Origin of the sequence: Desmonostoc muscorum LEGE 12446 (assembly GCF_015207005.2) — a bacterium.
GTDB lineage: Bacteria > Cyanobacteriota > Cyanobacteriia > Cyanobacteriales > Nostocaceae > Nostoc > Nostoc muscorum.
The window spans coordinates 5,828,149-5,845,358 of the sequence record NZ_JADEXS020000001.1 but is presented as its reverse complement, the minus strand read 5'-3'; the positions used below and the strand labels follow the sequence as shown (position 1 = coordinate 5,845,358).

14 protein-coding genes and 1 tRNA gene are annotated in these 17,210 nt (G+C 41.2%); 10 read left to right on the top strand and 5 right to left on the bottom strand.

The window, feature by feature from the left end; genetic code table 11:
• Positions 1-237 precede the first annotated feature (237 nt).
• From nuoH to IQ276_RS24795, 9 genes are all read left to right on the top strand, one after another.
• Positions 238-1,356 carry an NADH-quinone oxidoreductase subunit NuoH gene (nuoH, locus tag IQ276_RS24835; protein WP_193916781.1) on the top strand — a complete coding sequence of 373 codons (1,119 nt, stop codon included), beginning with the start codon at positions 238-240 and terminating at the stop codon, positions 1,354-1,356.
• A gap of 173 nt (positions 1,357-1,529) precedes the next feature.
• Positions 1,530-2,114 carry an NAD(P)H-quinone oxidoreductase subunit I gene (gene ndhI / locus IQ276_RS24830; RefSeq protein ID WP_190883366.1) on the top strand — a complete coding sequence of 195 codons (585 nt, stop codon included), beginning with the start codon at positions 1,530-1,532 and terminating at the stop codon, positions 2,112-2,114.
• A gap of 110 nt (positions 2,115-2,224) precedes the next feature.
• A complete protein-coding gene (locus IQ276_RS24825; RefSeq protein WP_193916779.1) occupies positions 2,225-2,839 on the top strand; it encodes an NADH-quinone oxidoreductase subunit J in 615 nt (204 codons plus the stop codon).
• A gap of 60 nt (positions 2,840-2,899) precedes the next feature.
• Entirely contained in the window at positions 2,900-3,205 is a 306-nt protein-coding gene (nuoK, locus tag IQ276_RS24820; RefSeq protein WP_006199065.1) for an NADH-quinone oxidoreductase subunit NuoK, read from the top strand.
• Positions 3,206-3,211: 6 nt separating this feature from the next.
• The gene (locus IQ276_RS24815; protein ID WP_073644151.1) at positions 3,212-4,132 is read left to right on the top strand and encodes an NAD(+) kinase; all 921 of its coding nucleotides are present in this window, start codon (positions 3,212-3,214) and stop codon (positions 4,130-4,132) included.
• Between the two features lie 695 nt (positions 4,133-4,827).
• A complete protein-coding gene (locus IQ276_RS24810; protein WP_193916777.1) occupies positions 4,828-5,619 on the top strand; it encodes a GNAT family N-acetyltransferase in 792 nt (263 codons plus the stop codon).
• Positions 5,620-5,754: 135 nt separating this feature from the next.
• Positions 5,755-7,416 (top strand): glycosyltransferase family 39 protein, encoded by a 1,662-nt coding sequence (locus tag IQ276_RS24805; RefSeq protein ID WP_193916775.1) that lies wholly within the window; start codon positions 5,755-5,757, stop codon positions 7,414-7,416.
• A 64-nt stretch (positions 7,417-7,480) separates the two neighbouring features.
• A complete protein-coding gene (locus IQ276_RS24800; RefSeq protein WP_193916773.1) occupies positions 7,481-9,079 on the top strand; it encodes a glycosyltransferase family 39 protein in 1,599 nt (532 codons plus the stop codon).
• Positions 9,080-9,515: 436 nt separating this feature from the next.
• Positions 9,516-10,235 carry a DUF4079 domain-containing protein gene (locus tag IQ276_RS24795; protein ID WP_193916772.1) on the top strand — a complete coding sequence of 240 codons (720 nt, stop codon included), beginning with the start codon at positions 9,516-9,518 and terminating at the stop codon, positions 10,233-10,235.
• 425 nt (positions 10,236-10,660) lie between these two features.
• On the opposite strand, the gene IQ276_RS24790 is transcribed toward IQ276_RS24795, so the two are convergent.
• Positions 10,661-11,206 carry a hypothetical protein gene (locus IQ276_RS24790; protein WP_193916770.1) on the bottom strand — a complete coding sequence of 182 codons (546 nt, stop codon included), beginning with the start codon at positions 11,204-11,206 and terminating at the stop codon, positions 10,661-10,663.
• A 131-nt stretch (positions 11,207-11,337) separates the two neighbouring features.
• On the opposite strand from IQ276_RS24790, the gene IQ276_RS24785 reads away from it, so the two are divergent.
• Positions 11,338-12,438: an aminoglycoside phosphotransferase/kinase family protein gene (locus IQ276_RS24785; RefSeq protein WP_193916768.1), complete on the top strand. Its 1,101-nt coding sequence runs from the start codon at positions 11,338-11,340 to the stop codon at positions 12,436-12,438.
• Between the two features lie 168 nt (positions 12,439-12,606).
• On the opposite strand, the gene ftsH2 is transcribed toward IQ276_RS24785, so the two are convergent.
• The 4 genes from ftsH2 to IQ276_RS24765 all read right to left on the bottom strand — a co-directional run bounded on the left by ftsH2 (position 12,607) and on the right by IQ276_RS24765 (position 17,201).
• Complete coding sequence (gene ftsH2, locus IQ276_RS24780) at positions 12,607-14,493, bottom strand: ATP-dependent zinc metalloprotease FtsH2 (protein ID WP_190884568.1); 1,887 nt, start codon at positions 14,491-14,493, stop codon at positions 12,607-12,609.
• 344 nt (positions 14,494-14,837) lie between these two features.
• Positions 14,838-15,329 (bottom strand): hypothetical protein, encoded by a 492-nt coding sequence (locus IQ276_RS24775; RefSeq protein ID WP_235115938.1) that lies wholly within the window; start codon positions 15,327-15,329, stop codon positions 14,838-14,840.
• A gap of 185 nt (positions 15,330-15,514) precedes the next feature.
• On the bottom strand, positions 15,515-16,963 hold the full coding sequence (gltX, locus tag IQ276_RS24770; RefSeq protein WP_235115937.1) for a glutamate--tRNA ligase: 1,449 nt from the start codon (positions 16,961-16,963) through the stop codon (positions 15,515-15,517).
• A 164-nt stretch (positions 16,964-17,127) separates the two neighbouring features.
• Positions 17,128-17,201, bottom strand: a tRNA-Asp gene (locus IQ276_RS24765).
• Positions 17,202-17,210 lie beyond the last annotated feature (9 nt).

The window sequence follows — 17,210 nt, the reverse complement described above, 5'->3', positions numbered from 1 at the left end:
CCCTCATCTCCCCGCGTCCCCCTCCACTCAATAGCCAATCTCAATGCCAACCATAAGTAGAAGTTCTTATCTCGCTTCAGGGTGGTAAAACCATCCAAGGATATACTAGGCATGGGAATTGGCAACAAATCTTCAGTCAGACATCATCTGGGCAAAAATTATTAATGTGTGAATTTACAGGTATTAGTTAAGTAATATTTGTAACTCACTTTGACTCATGTCTTAAAGAGCGGAAACATGAATTCAGGAATTGACCTCCAAGGAACTTTTATTGAATCCCTCACGGATTTAGGCGTACCAGCAGGAACAGCCAAAGCAATTTGGATGCCACTGCCAATGGTACTAATGCTGATTGGAGCAACAGTAGGGGTGTTAGTAGCTACCTGGCTAGAGCGGAAAATATCCGCCGCTGCACAGCAACGAGTTGGCCCAGAATACCAAGGGCCTTTTGGGTTACTAGTGCCTGTAGCGGATGGTCTGAAGCTGATATTTAAAGAAGATATCGTCCCAGCCAAATCTGACCCCTGGCTGTTTACCCTCGGCCCAATTATTGTTGTGATTCCGGTGTTTCTGTCGTTCCTGATTGTCCCCTTTGGGCAGAACATCGTAATTAGCAATGTGGGCATGGGCGTATTTTTATGGATTGCCTTGTCAAGCATTCAGCCCATTGGTTTGTTGATGGCTGGTTACGCATCTAATAACAAATACTCCCTTTTAGGGGGCTTGCGGGCAGCAGCGCAATCTATTAGCTATGAAATTCCATTGGCGCTGGCGGTGTTAGCGATCGCTATGATGTCTAATAGCCTCAGCACCGTTGACATTGTTAATCAACAATCTGGCTACGGCATCTTGGGCTGGAACATTTGGCGTCAACCAATCGGTTTCCTGATTTTTTGGATAGCCGCCCTAGCTGAATGCGAACGATTGCCCTTTGACTTACCCGAAGCAGAAGAAGAACTGGTTGCAGGCTATCAGACTGAATACACAGGTATGAAATTTGGTTTATTCTACCTGGGTTCCTACGTTAACTTAATACTTTCTTCCCTACTGGTAGCAATTCTCTACCTGGGTGGTTGGGACTTTCCCATTCCCCTAAACCTCATCGCTGGTTGGCTGGGAGTCAGTGAAGCAAATCCAGTGTTGCAGATAGTAACTGCTGCTTTGGGTATCACTATGACCGTGTTCAAAGCCTATTTACTAGTGTTTGTCGCCATTTTGTTGCGCTGGACAGTGCCACGGGTACGGATTGACCAACTGTTAGATTTAGGATGGAAGTTTTTGTTGCCAGTTGGTTTGGTTAATCTTTTATTAACCGCCGCCCTAAAACTAGCCTTTCCTTTCGCCTTTGGTGGGTAATGAGAGAGTTAAGAGTTAGGAGTTAGGAGTTATGAGTTATGAGTTATGAGTTATGAGTTATGAATTTTTAATTAACTCCTCACTCCTAACTCCTCACTCCTCACTCCTAACTCCTCACTCCTCACTCCTCACTCCTAACTCCTAATTTTGATCGCCTGAGAGAGTGAAACACAATGCTAAAGTTCCTGAAACAAGTTGGTGATTACGCCAAAGAAACAGTACAAGCTGCGCGTTACATTGGTCAGGGACTTTCTGTTACCTTCGACCACATGCGTCGGCGTCCGATTACCGTACAGTACCCTTACGAAAAACTGATTCCTGGCGAACGGTTTCGCGGTAGAATTCACTTTGAGTTTGATAAGTGCATCGCCTGCGAAGTTTGTGTTCGCGTTTGTCCGATAAATCTGCCTGTAGTAGATTGGGAATTCGACAAAGCCAGCAAAAAGAAAAAACTCAAGCACTACAGTATTGACTTTGGAGTTTGTATCTTTTGCGGTAATTGTGTGGAATTTTGCCCCACTAACTGTCTATCCATGACAGAAGAGTATGAACTTTCCACTTACGATCGCCATGAATTGAATTATGACAGTGTAGCGTTAGGTCGTCTGCCCTATAAGGTAACAGATGACCCAATGGTGACACCACTACGCGAACTAGTTTACCTACCCAAGGGCGTCCTCGAACCCCACGGATTGCCTGCGGATGCACCGCGTCCTGGTGCGCGTCCAGAAGACCTTGTAGAACAAACCGAAAAATAAATGTCAACCAATTTTAAATTTTGGATTTTGGATTGAAAGAAAAATCTAAAATCTAAAATCTAAAATTGCTCGACCAATGACAATTGACAATTGACTGAGGACAAAAAACAGTGAATCTAGCGGAAGGAGTACAAATTGTATGCCTTGGCGTACTGGGTGTGATGATGATTGGGGCAGCCATTGGTGTGGTACTGTCCTCTAGCATCGTCTATTCTGCCTTTATGCTAGGGGGCGTGTTCATCAGCATGGCGGGAATCTACCTGTTGTTGAATGGTGATTTTGTTGCAGCCGCACAAGTGCTGATTTATGTTGGGGCGGTTAACGTGCTGATTTTGTTTGCCATTATGTTGGTGAATAAACGGCAGAATTTTGCGCCATTTCCCAACTCGTGGGTGCGGAAACTACTAACGGGTATAGTCAGCTTAGGATTGTTTGGCCTTTTGAGTACGATGATCTTAGCGACTCCTTGGGCGTACTCAACTCCTGCTGTGGTGGGTGGTACAAGTTCTATAATTTTGATTGGAGAGCATTTCTTCACTGACTTTTTACTACCTTTTGAACTAGCTTCGATTTTGCTGCTGATAGCGATGGTGGGAGCGATCATTTTGGCACGTCGCGAGTATTTGCCAGACCAACTTACACCATCGGAACTACCACAAACCGTTTTGACTTTGCCAGAACGCCCCAGAGAACTGGTATCAACCAGCAGCGAAACAAGAGAGTAAAATTTGCGACTTTAGTTGCAAATAAAAAGTGGTGTTTTTTCAGAAGGAATACTCAGATTTATGCAACTCCAGTACTTTTTATTATTAGCAGCAGCTCTATTCTGCATCGGCATCTACGGTTTAATTACCAGCCGCAACGCTGTGCGGGTGCTGATGTCAATTGAGTTGCTGCTCAATGCTGTTAATCTGAATTTAATGGCATTTTCCAACTTCCTCGACTCAACATTAATTAAGGGTCAGGTTTTCACAGTGTTTGTGATTACCGTGGCCGCAGCCGAGGCGGCGGTGGGTTTAGCGATCGTGCTTGCCATTTATCGCAACCGTGATACCGTCGATATGGAGCAGTTTAATCTCCTGAAGTGGTAACTGTGCGTGCAACTCAAGCAGGTAATCATTGCTTATAAAGCGCGGGATGCCCGGAGTAAACAATGGGCAGAAATGTGCGCGAAACAACTCGAAAATCGCCAGTGCCAAGTGTTGATGGGACCTAGCGGGCCGAAAGATAACCCCTATCCAGTCTTTTTGGCTTCGGCGGGTCAACCAATCGATCTCGCTTTGGTACTCGGCGGTGATGGCACTGTTTTAACTGGTGCCAGACATTTAGCCCCAGCTGGCATCCCAATTCTGGGAGTGAATGTGGGAGGTCATCTGGGGTTTTTAACTGAGTCAGTGGAAGAGTTTCAGGATACTGAGAAAGTTTGGGATCGACTGTTTGAGGATCGCTATGCTATCCAACGACGGATGATGTTACAAGCTGCGGTGTATGAGGGTCATGGATCTAATTTAGAGCCAGTGAGTGAGCGTTACCTCGCGTTGAATGAATTTTGCGTCAAACCGGCTTCCGCTGACCGAATGATTACCTCTATTCTAGAAATGGAAATCGATGGTGAGGTAGTCGATCAATACGTCGGGGACGGATTGATTATTTCCACTCCTACAGGTTCCACAGGTTACACCGTTTCTGCTAATGGGCCAATTATGCACGATGGTATGGAGGCGATTACCGTAACTCCGATTTGTGCAATGAGCCTTTCTAGTCGTCCCCTCGTTTTACCCCCTGGTTCTGTGGTGAGTATTTGGCCTTTGGGGGATTACGATTTGAGTACCAAGTTGTGGACAGATGGAGTGTTGGGAACTTCGATTTGGCCTGGACACCGCGTTGATGTGCGGATGGCGGATTGTCGAGCTAAATTTATTATTTTGCGCGAGAACAATTCTTACTATCAAACGCTGCGGGAGAAGTTGCTGTGGGCTGGTACAAGGGTTCACTACAACAATAATCACCGTAATTGATTCAGTATTTGAGAGCGCTTTTGTTAGAAATGGCGTTCCCCGAAGGGGTTGTCGTTGGCGTTGGCAAAGCCTCTCTACGAGAAGCCTCTTGTAGAGAAGACATCCCTACGCCCAACCCAAGCATCACAATCAAAATTATCCCAGCCCCTGGATTCATCTAGGGGCTTTTTGCCTTGATTGTGATTCTTTTTCACGAACTTCGTTCTACAAATACATGTGTAGGCAATACGGTTCGATTAAGGTAAGAGACGCGACAAATCGCCGTCAAGACGAAAGATTGATTCTTGTAGAGACGGCGATTTATCGCGTCTTTGGGATGTAGAATTTTCATCAAAAAACCTTAACCAAACCGTATTGCATGTGTAGGGGCGTACAGCTGTACGCCCCTACAAAAAATTTATCTGTTGCAAAGATTTTTGGAAATAGTATTACTTGCATTTATACCCTATATCAAAGGAAAATTTTGTATCTTATTGCCAGATTTTTTTGGCATTAATGTCCATAATAAAAACACTCTATCCCTAATTCCAGAGCTTAAAAAAGCTCTCTGGAGGATTTTTTATTGAAAACTGTACCAACCAAACCTCGACATCTTAATACATAATACCAATTTGAAAATAGATTTTTTAATAAAAATAAAATTTCAATCCAAAATCTAAAACCCAAAATCCAAAATGTTCTAATTAGGAAGACAGATGGAAGTTTCTGGCCGCAACATCAATTACCCGCTGAATCCTCCTCCACTTGAAGATTTTCCTGTACTTCAAACTAAAAAACATATCCTACGGCTTGCCTCAACTGAAGAAGAATTAAAATCAATTTTTAGATTACGTTTTGAAGTTTTTAATCTGGAACTAGGCTTGGGATTATGTACTTCTAATTTTACGCAGATGGATGAAGATAAGTTTGATGAGGTTTGCCATCATTTGATTCTCATCTGCAAACAGACGGGTAAAACCATTGGAACTTATCGAATGCAAACCTATAGAATGGCTTCTCAAAGATTAGGCTTTGATGCTGCTGATATATTTAATCTTAATGCAATTCCTGATTCTGTGCTTCAAACATCAGTGGAAATTGGGCGTGCATGTATAGCTAAAGAATACCGCAATAGTCAGACACTTTTGTTGTTATGGGAAGGGCTAGCAAATTATCTCATCTGGACTAAAAACCAATATTTCTTTGGTTGTGCATCATTACTAACACAATCCCCTTGGGAAGCTAGTTGTGTTTATAATTATTTTCGACAAAATGGCTTGATGCATCCGAGTATTTTAGTTTATCCCAATTCACGATATTGCCTAGAATTGCCTCAAAATCGTTCAGATTTTTGTGAAGTAGAAATCCCGAAAATTTTGCAGGCATACTTAAATATTGGATCTAAAATATGCAGCCTGCCAGCCATTGATAAAGAGTTTCAGACTATTGATTTTTTAACGATATCTAATAGTAAAGACTTTCACAGATGGGGTTATCAAATTTTGTAACAATGTACAGTTTGTGATATCTCATGAACAGACTCAGATATAATTTTTAGCGATGTCTACCACAAGCTAGACTTGGGCACCTCATCCAATCAAGTAAACTGGATTATTTTAGAAAATTTTTTGGGAAATGTACTTATGCGCCATCTCAAATTTGCTCCGAGTTGGTTGCGGCTTTTAATTATTTTTTTGTTGGCGATGGGTATATTGTTTCGCTTTTTTAACCTTGATGGCAAGGTTTATTCCCATGATGAAACTTATACCTCATTGCGGATTTCTGGTTACACGATAACTGAAGCAAAAGAACAACTTTTTAATAATCGTGTCATTGCCAAAGAAAGTTTTGCTAAATTTCAAGGTGCAAATGCTTCAAAAACCTTAAATGACACAATTATGTCTTTGGCAAGAGAAGATTCTCAGCATCCACCCTTGTATTACATAATCGCCAGGTTGTGGATGGAAATCTTTGGTAATTCGGTGACAGCAATCAGAAGTTTATCTGCGTTTATTAGCTTGCTGGTTTTTCCCTGTGTTTATCGCCTATGCCGAGAATTATTTGATATCCCATTACCAGTTCCTGGTGTAGCGATCGCACTTATAATTATCTCTCCAATTCACCTAGTATATGCCCAAGAAGCACAAGAATATATTCTCTGGTTAATCACTATCTTATTATCCAGTGCTTCATTGCTGCGAGCAATACAGTTAGAAGCACAAGATAAAGATGAATTAACAAAACAACAACCAGATATTTTCGCTACCTGGAGTGTTTATGTAATCACTTTGACGATTAGCCTTTATACATTTCTTTGGAGTGGATTTGTAGCAGTTGCTCACGGAATTTATGTGATTGCCACAGCCAGATTTCAGTTGACTGAAACTGTGAGAAATTATCTGCTAGCAACACTAGTAAGTTTTTTAGCTTTTATGCCTTGGATGACAGTGGCGATCGGTGACTTTTTCCAGTTTCTGATTTCCGGAAATAAAGCAACAACTCAATCATCTTTGATACCTACAATTCCATTTTTGCTGATGCAGATCAGCAGAATTTTTTTTGATATAAATTTGAGCTTAGAAAATCCTCTGAGCTATTTAATTACACCAATTTTTTTAATTTTTGTAGCATATGCGATTTATTTTCTTTGTCTTACCACTAACTACAAAGTCTGGCTGTTTATTATTACATTGATTGTAGTTCCAGCACTGCCTATAATATTACCAGATTTAAGTGGTGGGGGTATACGAACTTTTACTGAACCATATTTAATACCATCTTATTTAGGAATCCAACTAGCTGTTGCTTATCTACTAGCTACGCAACTATATAATGAGAGCTTGTCGCGTCGAACCATTTGGCACATAATCATGGCATTGGTGATTATTTGTGGTCTAATTTCTTCTAAGGCGAGTTCCCAAGCAGAAACTTGGTGGAATAAAGGTATGAATTATGGCAATCCACAAGTTGCCCAAATTATCAATCAGAGTACTAGTCCACTTTTGATTAGTAATTCTTTGGACAATAATTATGGTAATGTCTTTTCTCTGAGCTATCTGTTGGAACCAAAGGTGCGGTTTTTGTTGGTGAATAATCAAAAAATTCCCAAAATTCCTAATGAGTTTAGTGATGTGTTTTTACTCAATCCTTCAGATAATTGGCGTGGAATAATAGAAAAAAAGTATAAGTTCAAGACAGATATTGTTTATAGTGATAATTATTATTCTGTTTGGAAATTGACTAAACGTGGTAATTCCCGCCGACGTGATATACCAATTAATAATAAGTTATCTGCTAGTTTATAGTTCGGTAAGGTGTTAGATATTTAGCTCACGCAGAGGCGCAGAGGCGGGGAGAGAGAGTTTAGTTATGCGGCATCTCAAAATGGCTCAAAATGGGTTGCGGTTTTTTATTGTTGTTTTGTTAATGGTGGGCATTTTTTTTCGTTTTTTTAACCTTGATGGCAAGGTTTATTGGCATGATGAGACTTTTACTTCGTTGCGGATTTCTGGATATACGGTAAATGAAGTAAAACAACAAATATTTAATGGCGGTGTAATTACTAAAGAAAGTTTTGTCAAATTCCAAAGTTTGAATGTGGAAAAAGGCTTAATTAACACAATTAAGTCTTTAGAAGTCGAAGATCCACAGCATCCTCCGCTGTATTATATAATCGCTCGGTTTTGGGTGGGAATTTTTGGCAATTCGGTGACGGCCATTAGAAGTTTATCTGCGTTGATTAGCTTGTTAATTTTTCCCAGTATTTATTGGTTATGTCGAGAATTATTTAGAACACAGTTATGGATATCTGAGATTGCGATCGCACTTATGGCAATCTCTCCTATTCATCTAGTATACGCCCAAGAAGCACGAGAATATATTCTCTGGGTAGTCACCATATTATTATGCAATGCCTCATTGTTACGAGCATTAAGATTAGAATCAACACATCAATCATCACGCTTCTTAAATTGGGGAATTTATGCACTAACTTTGACAATTAGTCTTTATACGTTTTTATTGAGTGGATTTTTAGCAATTGCTCATGGAATTTATGTAATTATCACTGCCAGATTTAGGTTAACTGTGACGATGAAAGCTTATTTCCTAGCATCTTTCGCAGGATTTTTAGCCTTCACGCATTGGATGTTAGTTGTAATAACTAACTTTTTGCAATTTAATAGTTCAACAGCCTGGACAAATATACAGTTTCCCCTAGAAGCTTTAATTAAATCTTGGCTTTTACAGTTAAGCCGGATTTTTCTCGATTTAAACTTTGGCTTTGAAAATCCGCTTAGCTATGTAATAACACCAGTTTTTTTAATCTTGATTGCATATTCAATTTATTTTCTTTGTCGAACAACTAACTACAAAACATGGTTGTTTATTTTAATATTAATTCTGATTCCTGGACTACCGCTAATTCTACCAGATTTAATTTTTGGCGGTATACGCTCACTTTCCGAACGCTATTTATTACCTTCTTATTTAGGTATCCAATTAGCTATTACGTATCTATTAGCTACCCAGATAAAAAATGAGAGTGTTATACGCCGAAGAATCTGGCAAATAATCATGGGATTACTAATTATTTGTGGACTAGTTTCTTATGGAGTGAATTCTCAAGCAGAAACATGGTGGAGTAAGGTTATTAGCTATGGTAATCCACAAGTTGCCAAAATTATTAATCAGGCTAATCGTCCTCTGTTAATTAGTGATGCTTCTGGAATAAATTATGGAAATGTCTTTTCTCTCAGCTATCTTTTACAGCCTAAAGTACAATTTCAATTAGTAAAAGACCAAACTATCCCAAAAATTTCTGGTGTATTCACCGATATTTTTATACTAAATCCTTCAGATATCTGGCGTCAAAAAATCGAAGCAACTTACAAGTATACAACAAAGGTTGTATATAGCGATAATCATTACTTTGTTTGGAAATTAATCGCAAATCAAAAATCAAAATGATTCAAAAATTTCACACTTTAGAAAGTTTTATAAGGCTGACATATAATTTTTTGCTAAATAAAATTCGTGGATTTAAGCAACTTTTAAATAAAAATTATAACCAAGTTTTTCATAATACTTTAATTTTCAATGATGTTGTTATATATTTTCGGCTGTAATTCTCACTTCTTTTTATAAGTGATCCAAATATATATTTATTTTATGAGAACCAGCTATAAATAACAAAAAAAATATTCAACAAATTCTCAGCTTAAATTAATTTAAGTAATGGTATGATGTTTTAAATTTTAGTTTAAGAATAAACTTTCGGACACCAAAGCTATGAGATTTTAGCATTGAGCCAATATTAAGGGCATGGCTATTGCAAGTGAAGGATTCTGAATTTTTATTCATATTTGACTTTGCCTTGTATCAATAATTTATCAAAAGGTGTTCTATGCAAATAACAGATATTTTAGGTATTTTACATCCAGCGATCGCAGTTATTTTTGTCTTCCCAATCATCGGGATAGTTGTTAATTTTGCTTGGCAAACACGTCAACGTCGATTGCAAATTTTAGCTGGAAATAAGAGCAAAATTCCTCCAGTAGTAGGCTTAGAACACAAGCAATTAGGTGAATGGCTAACAAGTGCAGTTGTTGGAGTAACTTTAATAGGATTATCTTACCCAATTGGTAAAAATATTATCAAAAATAACTTGTGGAATAAAACACCTATTCAAGTTGTTTTGATTGTGTTAATGTTTGCCGCAACTATCGCATCTTTAGTATTAATTTATCGTGCTAAACAGCGAGTATGGCGAGGAGTTTTTGGCACTTTAACTGGTACAGGTTTAGTCATTATAGGCTTTCAGGACGGAGTATTTCGTCGTGACAATGAGTGGTACTGGTCACATTTTTATATTGGGATGGCCGCAGCACTATTGATGATTTTTTCTTTAGCAATTGTTCAAGATATTTATCAAGATAAATCCAATCGGTGGCGTATCATCCATACGATTTTAAATTGTATTGCTTTATTGCTATTTATTGGACAAGGTATAACAGGCACGCGAGACTTAATAGAAATTCCCCTGAGTTGGCAAGAACAGTACATTTATCAGTGTGATTATGCTAATCAAACTTGTCCAACGTCAAATCCTCAAGCACCGAAATAGGTGGGGAGTCAATACGGTTCGGTTAAGACACCAGACGCGATAAATTGTCGTCTCTACGAAGCAATGATTATTGTAGAGACGGCGATTTATCGCGTCTTTAGAATTTAGAATTTTAATAAAAAAACCCTGACTTATTTATCTTAATTGTTGACAAAGTTGTAGCTAAAAATACTAGTTTTCCCTTTGTTATTGAGGGACTTCCAAATAAAAAAATATTCAATTATTTATTGTGGGGTGCGCCTCTCGCCCGCCATATAAGCTGGGTAGGCGAGACGCCCACCCCACAAGTAGTAGTAATTTATTTCTTGGAGTTCCGTGTCAGAGTGTCTGGTGTGTCTGTGCGTCAGCCTTAATTAAAAGTATTCATCTGAACATTAGATTACTGATAATCGCTTTTAGTCGTTTGAATCTGATGATGTGTGAAATCAACTGCATCCTTCCACATATTCAACCTCCGGTAGTTTACCTGAACGAAACTGAGTCACACGCTTACCGTCAGTCTCAAATACTACACGATAATTTTGGTCAGATTGGTCTTTTGGTACAAATGTCAGATAATGTCCACCTGGGACATAGTTATGAGGAGTGACTTTAATTTGTCCTGGATAGAGGGATTTAATCCGGGCTTCCGTGTCGCCAATTTTTGCACCTTTTAAGGTAGTAATTTTGCTATCTCTCCACACATCCACCCTAGAAATCCGACCTTCTGTCACCATAAATCCAACATTTTTCGGTTCCCATTCCGGCTTCACGTAGTAACAATACTTATTCGGTGGGTCGCCAATTAGTTGAGTACCAGCAGCTTTCCTCGCTTGAGAGACAGTCATTCCAACTCGCACCTCTCCAATACCATTGGTAAACAATTTGGATTGATTGGTCAGTTTTCCTTGTGCTAGCACTGTCGCAACTGTCAAAGAAGAAAGGGCAAGCGTTGTGGTAAAAATAGTCAATAATTTAGCTTTACTATTCATGATTTTTGGGGTAAAAACACGTTTATAGTTTTATCTACAAAATTCATTATGCCAATTTCAGACTTTTCTCTTAAAGCCATACAATCTCTATAATTCATATTTTGCTTTCTAGTAGCAATTATCCATAAATTATGAATGATAAAGTAATTACTGACATTAGTCAGATAACTCTTGATTGGCTAAATTCGGTACTAATCGACAGCAAAGCACTGGTAACAGGAAGGGTCGAAGATTTTGCGTTAGCGAAGCTCGCCGAAGGCATCGCACTTTCAGGTAGTGCAAATGCCCGTATTGCCAAAATCCAGCTTCAGTATAAGTTAGGAACAACAGGTACACTACCAACATCACTATTCCTGAAAATGTGTGCAGGCAACGATAGCATTTTTGGAGCATCTGAAGTCAATTACTATACACGAGATTATATTCATCTCACAAATCCACCGTTTCCTACTTGCTACCATGCAGGCTACGCAGAAAATCCTCGTCGCTATCACATTCTTTTAGAAGATTTATCTGCAAGTCATCGGCCTAATTGGCAAGTTAAGCCAACACTGGCTTATGGGTGCGCGGTTGCTCAGGCGCTAGCCACATTACATGCACATTTTTGGGGAACCGAAAAATTAGAAACCATCGGTGCTAGTATTCCCACAGAGATGGAAATTGAACGATACGTAAATCATGTGCAGCCTGGATTATTGCCGATGTTAGAGGAGGTTAGCACTGAGATTGATGGCTCATGGTCATCAGCACTTATGGATGTGTTTCAGTACCATCCTGCCAAAATGATTGAACGTACAAAAAATCTATCTGGCTTCACGTTAATTCATGGTGATGTCAATCCTGGAAATATTCTCTCTCCTTTGAATAAGACTGGTAAAACCTATCTGATTGATCGCCAACCGTTTGACTGGTCATTGACTACCTGGTTAGGAGTCAGCGATATTGCATATATGATGGTGCATTGGTGGGACTCCGATTTCCGACGGCAATGGGAAATTCCCGTCTTGCGTAAGTATCATGCAAGTCTCATTTACGATGGCGTTTCAGACTATGCTTGGGAGCAACTAATAAACGACTATAAACTAACTGCCGTTCAAAGTCTTTATGTTGCTACACAGTGGTGTGTATTGGAAGAAGACCGTCGCAAGATGAAATGGGTCTGGTTCCCACAATTGCAAAAGTCTATGACAGCCTTTTTTGACTTGAACTGTTCTGAGTTATGGACATATTGAATGCTGGCTTTTTTTGATTGTGGTTTGAGTAGACATATTTTTTCCTACATGTTCGTGAATTTCTGAACTATCAAAATTTATATTCCATAAAAAAATGAGGATGGTATGTGCCATCCTCATTTGATTTTTTGCTCATTTCCAGATATTAGCCGAGAAATGAATCAGCTATTACAGTTGTGGTACGTACTGCTGTTTCTCAGGTACCTCAGCGTACTCAGCCACAATCTGACGAAATTCTTCGCCGTCAATGGTTTCTTTTTCGATGAGCAAATCTACTAAGCGATCGGTGACGGTGCGATGGTCGCGGATGATCTTCTTAGCATTTTCGTAGCAATCTTCAACGATCGCTCTAACTTGAGCATCAATACGAGAGGCGATGGATTCAGAATACTCCGATCTAGTTGTCCAGTCACGACCCAAGAACACTTCTCCCTGTTGGCTTTCCAGTGACAATGGACCTAAATCGGACATCCCAAACCGGGTGACCATTTGCCGAGCCATTCCTGACAACTGCTGCAAATCTCCACCTGCACCAGTGGTTACTTCCGCAGGACCAAAAATCACCTCTTCAGCGGCACGGCCACCCAAAGCACCAGTAATCCGGGCTTTCAACTGGGAACGAGAAATTAACCCTTGTTCTTCGTTGGGAGTAAACCAAGTCAAACCCTGCGCTTGTCCGCGTGGAATTAGGGTGACTTTCTGCACTGGGTCATGGTCTTTTAACAAAGTCCCCACCAAAGCGTGTCCGATTTCATGGTAAGCAATTAAGCGCTTGCTCTTGCTATCTACCAATGGAGTACCTTCCATCCCAGCGACTACCCGATCCACCGCATCATCAATTTCGCGGAGGGTGATAGCTTCTTTGCGTCTTCTAGCGGTGAGAATTGCCCCTTCGTTGAGTAAGTTGGCTAAATCAGCACCAGTGAATCCAGGAGTGCGGCGAGCGATCGCTTCTAAGGATACGCTAGGGTCTAGTTTCTTGTTCCGCGCGTGGACTTGTAAGATTTCCAAACGCCCTTTGATATCGGGTGCATCAACTGTTACTTGGCGGTCAAAGCGACCAGGACGCAACAATGCTGAGTCTAATACGTCTGGACGGTTGGTGGCAGCAATAATAATGATGCCTGTGTTACCTTCAAACCCATCCATCTCTGTCAGCAGTTGGTTGAGAGTTTGCTCTCTTTCGTCGTTACCGCCACCAATACCAGCGCCCCGTTGTCTGCCTACGGCGTCGATTTCATCGATGAAGATGATACAGGGGGCGTTGTCTTTGGCTTTCTTAAACAAATCGCGGACGCGGGATGCACCAACACCAACGAACATTTCTACAAATTCCGAACCAGAAATGCTGAAGAAAGGTACGCCTGCTTCACCAGCGATCGCTTTTGCTAGTAAAGTTTTACCAGTTCCAGGAGGCCCGACTAACAGCACTCCTTTGGGAATGCGTGCGCCCACAGCGGTAAATCTTTCTGGCTGTTTGAGGAAGGTAACAACTTCTTGCAATTCTTCCTTCGCTTCTTCAATCCCGGCTACATCGTCAAATTTGATTCCGGTTTTTGCCTCCATTTGAAAGCGGGCGCGGGATTTGCCGAAGTTCATTGCTTGACCTGGCCCACCGGGAAGGTTGCTAGAACGCCGGAACAAAAAGAACAATCCAGTAATCAATAAAACTGGAAACACCAGATTGCCCAACAATCCCCAAATTGCGCCATCATTACGCATGGGGTGAGCATCAAAACTAATTCCCTTTTCTTTAAGCTTGCTAATTAACTCAGGGGCGTTAACAGGTAGATCCACCCGCCACCTTTGAATGTGATTTTCGAGATCTGGATCGCGGGCTTCTAAAATTGCCGTCCTACCACCTTCGTACAGATCAACACTGGTGACGCGATCGGCATCCAAATATTCTAGGAAGCGACCATAGGTCATGCGGGTGTTGGCTGCATTTTTACTCATATCAGCAGGCGCACCTGCAAAAGCCCCTTGCCAAAAGAAAAAGCCAATTACCAAAGCCGGCAAGGTCCAGAGTACCAGGACTTTCCAGGAGAATTTCATGTTAATTTGCCTCTAGATGCCTATACAATTCATTAGCCTGAGCAACCGAATGTTCTATCACTCTGTCACTTTGAGCCGTTAAACGGATGTTCATAAATCCATTTTGTTTAACTTGATTTCTTACATGCACTACCATAGAGGCTCTAGACCATTATGGCGATGCCAACAAGAATCTTAATTAAAGTTAACTTAATTTTAATACAATATTGCGCGAGAAAAGAAAGAGAAAGGGGAGTGGGGAGTGGGGGGAGATGAGGGGGATGAGGGAGTGTGGGGAGATTAGAAAAAATTTTCCCAATTCCCAGTCCCCAATTCCCAGTCCCCACTCCCCACTCCCCACTCCCCTACTTCACTTCCGTAATTTGTAGAGTGTAAGGAAGATACTTACCTTTGTCGTAGGAACCAACCCAAATTTGGTAAGTTCCAGCCAGCCATTCACCAACAATACCGGCATTTTTACCATCAAAATCGTCATTGCACCAAGTACCACCAGGTCCCTTAACAATCATGGTGGTGTCCTCAGGACTTTGGACTTGTAGCTTTAGGTAATCAAATTTACTTGTTAATACTAATGTGTGGTCTGGTGTTTCATCAACAAAACCAGTACAAGGGCCAGTGGCCGTTTCACTTCTATCACCTACTTGATTTCCAGATACTGAGCCACCACTCATCCCGCGAACTTTGAGTGGGTCTGGGGAAAACTTGGGGCCAATGGTGACATCTCCAAATATCGTTGGCGCTTCTTGGGCATCAGCTATGGCATTAACTGAAGTGATGAAAAGCGTAACTATCATCAACGATAATCTCATCCCTCTATTGAGCGCTTTTGTTGGCATTGTAATTAGGTTTGCTTCTAAGTGCTTTTGAAGACATGTATTTTACATACCAAGTTCCCAATATGAGGAGAATTGACTAATGGGGAGTGGGGAGTGGGGAATGGGGAGTGTAGAAGGGGTGGAAAGGGTGGGAAGATTTTTTATAATCTCCCCACACTCCCTCATCTCCCCCTACTCCCCACTCCCTACTCCCTACTCCCGGTTATTGCTTTACTTAAGCGCGCCTGATCTAAACCAATCTGATTGAGCAGTAACCAAGATTGGATGAGGTCAGGGCCATGAACGTCTCCAGTTAAGGCTGCTCTGAGCGATCGCATTACTAAGCCTTTTTTAACTTTTTGCTCTTTGACCACTTGTTTAATAATGTCCTGAGCAGATTCTTCGGAGAGTTCTGGTTGATTTTGCAAAGCTGTGACAATCCCCTCTAGGACAGCAGCAGAACCTTCTTGCTTGAGTTGTGCATTCCCTTCTTCGCTAAATTCAACTGTGTCGCTGAAAAACACTTGACTCATAGCTACAGCATCTACCAGTCGAGTCAAGCTTTGGCTAATTAAAGCTACTAGCTGTTCTAACCACGGGCGAGTGCGTCCACCATCAAATTTATACCCAGCTGCTTGCCAATAAGGTATGAGTAAATCTGTGAGTTTATCTACAGGCGTATTGTGGATATACTGGCTGTTTAACCAATCCAGCTTGTCCCAGTCAAATTTGGCACCGGCTTTATTGACCCGCTCAAAGCTAAATTCCTTGGCTGCTGTTTCTAAGGTAAATATTTCTTGGGTTGAATCTGGGGGCGACCAACCAAGTAATGTCATGTAATTCACCAAGCCTTCAGCGGTAAAGCCCATTTGCTGAAAGTCAGAAATGGAAGTGACGCCATCCCGCTTGGAAAGCTTACGCCCTTCCTTGTTCAAAATCAGTGGCGAGTGGGCAAATTCTGGGATTTTTGCTCCTAAAGCTTCATACAGCAAAATTTGCTTGGCTGTGTTGGCGATGTGGTCTTCTCCCCGAATGACGTGGGTGATTTGCATATCAATGTCATCCACTACAACTACAAAGTTGTATAAAGGCTGACCACTACCTTCTTCTGAGGCGCGGGCGATGACCATATCACCACCTAAATCACTACCTCGCCAAGACATTTTTCCCCTGACTAGATCGTTCCAGACAATTTCGCGATCGTCTTCAATTTGGAAGCGAATCACAGAAGAACGACCTTCTGCTTCAAAAGCGGCGCGTTGTTCTGGGGTGAGGTTGCGGTGACGGTTGTCATAGCGGGGAGCTTCGCCTCTGGCTTTTTGGGCTTCTCGGAGAGCTTCTAGTTCCTCAGAGGTGGTGTAGCAGCGATAGGCTAATCCTTGATCTAACAGTTTTTGTACTGCTTGTTTGTAAAGATCCAGGCGTTGCGATTGAAAAAATGGCCCTTCATCCCAGTTCAGCCCTAGCCAACGCAGTCCTTGAAGGATATTTTCAGTGTATTCGGGACGCGATCGCTCTAAGTCTGTGTCTTCTATTCTGAGAATGAACTTCCCGCCGTGGTGGCGGGCAAATAACCAGTTAAATACAGCCGTTCTCGCTGTACCAATATGTAAATTTCCAGTGGGACTCGGCGCAATACGGACTCTGACAGTCACAGTTAATTCTCTCTTTTGCAAAGCATGAATAAATGTACCTTATATTTAAACTCTAAGCCCTGACTCCATAGAGATACGATTCCTCATGTCTTTAGTGAGTCATAGTATGAGTTCTGTGACTCTGAATACTCAGAAGTCAACATTAACTGTCTATAAATTTAGAACGGGACTGACGGGGCTCGAACCCGCAACTTCCGCCGTGACAGGGCGGTGCTCTAACCAATTGAACTACAGTCCCTTGATGGCA